Annotated in this window: 2 protein-coding genes; both read right to left on the bottom strand. The window is 45.6% G+C overall.

The window, feature by feature from the left end:
* Nucleotides 1–1,460, bottom strand: a 1,460-nt coding sequence (locus F3H12_RS12930) for a DUF5704 domain-containing protein (RefSeq protein WP_243133297.1), incomplete at its 3' end; no start/stop codon positions are given.
* A gap of 425 nt (nucleotides 1,461–1,885) precedes the next feature.
* Nucleotides 1,886–2,890: S-layer homology domain-containing protein (locus tag F3H12_RS12925; RefSeq protein ID WP_207706865.1), on the bottom strand; the 1,005-nt coding region annotated here is incomplete at its 5' end.

Genomic DNA, 2,890 nt, shown 5'->3' with positions numbered 1-2,890 from the left:
GACAGGGAAACCGTAAAGGGTCTTGCCAGGACCAGGCCGCTGATTTCCTCATTGGGATTCGGCTTTTGGTTGTATGCATCCTCATCGGATATGGATATATCGATATAGACCGGGGTATGGACGGACACCGGATTGCCCTCAAGCGGGAAAGTCATCTCCTGTGCACCCCTGGGGTTAACGGAATAGACGCGCTCGTAGGTAATGGTGCCGGTGGTGGCGTAGGTCTGGTTCAATACCTCGGGCGGTATCCTAAGCCCGCTCTGGAACAGGGCGTCGGAGTTTGTCAGCTCCGGCTTCAGCCTTTCCGAATAAAACCCGTGCTCGCTCATGATCACCTTGCCGTTGATCTTAAGGATGTCATTTTTCACGGTCAAGGTCGGCAGGCTGCTTGCGGCAGCCGCCCGTATTCCTTCCGGTGTTGTGTCATATGTTGTGGCATAGGAAGAACTGCCTGTTGACACATGGTCTGCAATATCCACGAACTCCACATTTGGCCGTTTATATGCGGCGGATGGCGTAAAGGTGATTTTCCCGCCGGGTAAGGCTTCGTTAACTATTGTTGCACTCTTAATGGCATAGACCTCAAGGGATGTGATCTCGTAATAGCTGTATGACCTTGTGAAGCTCTCTTGGGATTCAACAATGTTGCCTTCCTCGTCCGGATGGTAAACCGTGACGGTATCAGTAACCGAACCCGTTACCTGGCGAACACCCAGACGGTACAGGTATTCGCTGGCGAGAATGTTGACATAAAGAGGCTCCCCGGAAGGAATGCCCTGGGATACATCAAAGCGCTCGTTGCCCCTTGGGTCGGCCTTGATGATGACCTGGGTCTCCGGACTGGTAAACTGTTCGTCCCTTCCCCTGTTACCGGAAACCATTGCACCCGAGGAAGAGATTTCGCCAACAAAGAGGGTTGCCACAGCTTCATCGGTTCCGTTGAAACCGAGGGTTTCTATCTCATGACTGGTCACGCTGCTCCAGACGTAGATCATGGTATTGGGGGAAACGTTATGTAGGGTAATATAGCAGACATTATCCTGAGTGGTGACAACCTCGCTCTCAACCTTGTCGGGACTTGTTCCGGCCCAATACCTACGCACCGAAATGTTCTTGCTTTCCTGGTCGGCCATCACCCAGTAGCTGTGGCTGGTATCTATTTTGACGGTCACGCTTTCCGTCTTACCTGTTTCTATGGCTTTCTTGTCGGCCTCAGCGGTCATGATGCACTTAATTGTAGGTATGGCCGGAATCCTTATCGTGTTCCAGTTGGTGTCGTTGTATCTTAACCGGATGTGGGCGCTGCCCGTATCGGGCGTGGTTAAAACCCAGGCCTTCCGAAAGATTTCCGAATAATCAGTGCTGCCTTCCGGAATCTTGAACAGCTTAAGCAAGTTAAGGCCAGTATCGGTTTTTCCTGCAGTGACATGGTCCTCGTCATAGAAGTTGGTGGTAAGCATGTAGTTGAGAAGGATGGGATTCTGACTAATTTCTCTCCATGACTCCCATGCATTTGGGATTTCTTGCCACTCTACATTATTATAGTTCTGAGTAAAAACATTGCCTCGCTTGTCATATCCTTGAAAATATCGGTCATTTGTGATTGGATAATCTTTATAATTGTATCCCAGATAGGCATATTCGCCCCTAATCCCTTTTTCATTTGTCATCCAACCATTTTCTTTATCCTCTAGAAATCCTTTATCAGGGAGATCAGCCCTACCAAAGGGATCACCAAATACTTCGGTTTTATACCGTAATGAAATATTAATGTTGAGGTGCCGTCCACTTTCCGAATATGGCCTAAATGGATAAGTAGCAGCATGGGATACAATTTGCATAGTAAAAAATACAATAGTTGTTATTATTAATTTTAACTTCCTCCTCATTTTCTAACCTCCGGCTTGGTGGTCCAGAATTGTTTCTCCATAGCCTCGGGAACTTTAAAGTAATATGCAACTTCAATATTGGCATTTGGCACCTGTCCAATGAATTTGTCATCTTTCAAAAAATCTGTATAGTAAGCATGCAGTTGATGGTCAATAAGGAAATCATAAAATGCTTTCCCTTGTACAGAACCATACACAATTAAGCATAATTGCTGTAAAACCTCCGCATATTTATCCTGTATCCATGAGAATTTTGTTCTATCTTTACCAGGTTCCCAACCTTGCGCTAATAAGTAATTAACATCGTATAAAGCACTAAGTGTCCATACATAAAATGAGGGATTTTTTTGCTCTCCTGGCGCATATTCCGAAGTAACATAACTCATTTGAGGGTTAGAGAAAAACATAATGTCAATATTGGGATCATAAATTTTACTCTCGAGATGATAACTCAGATAAACTTCCCCACCAAAGAAGTTTGTATACCCGCAACTAAAGACATTTCCATTCTTGTACGCATAATAGGCAAGCGTTTTGGCACAGTCGTATATTATTTCATTAATTATAGGGTTTTTATCTTCTGGTAAAAGTGTAGGAGTATTTATGATAGCATTCTTCCAATATATCTTTCTGTTTTCGATCTTGGCAATGCTAGGATACTCCTTGTTATTTGCCTTGATATATGCTTCAAATTCCTCATCGCTCCAAACTTCTTCCGGAGGCGTATAAACCGTCCTCAGACCGGGTTCCAGCATCTTGTGAATAACCGCCGCTGCGGACGCCCGCGTCAGGTTGCCGTTGGGATTAAACTTTCCATCCGTTCCGCCCACTAGAATGCCAAGTTGATAGGCTTTGCAAACATAATCCCTAAGGTTTACCGGGATGCTGTCGTAATCCGCTATCCTCGACCTTATCTCGCTTTCATTGTAGGGAATATCCTTCTCACCGGTTATCATGGGAAGGGAGCGAATGATGATCCTGGCCATCTCAGCCCGTGTGAT

The sequence above is a fragment of the Thermoclostridium caenicola genome, from assembly GCF_900142095.1.
Lineage (GTDB): Bacteria > Bacillota > Clostridia > DSM-8532 > DSM-8532 > Thermoclostridium_A > Thermoclostridium_A caenicola.
This window is presented reverse-complemented; position numbering and strand designations above follow the sequence as displayed.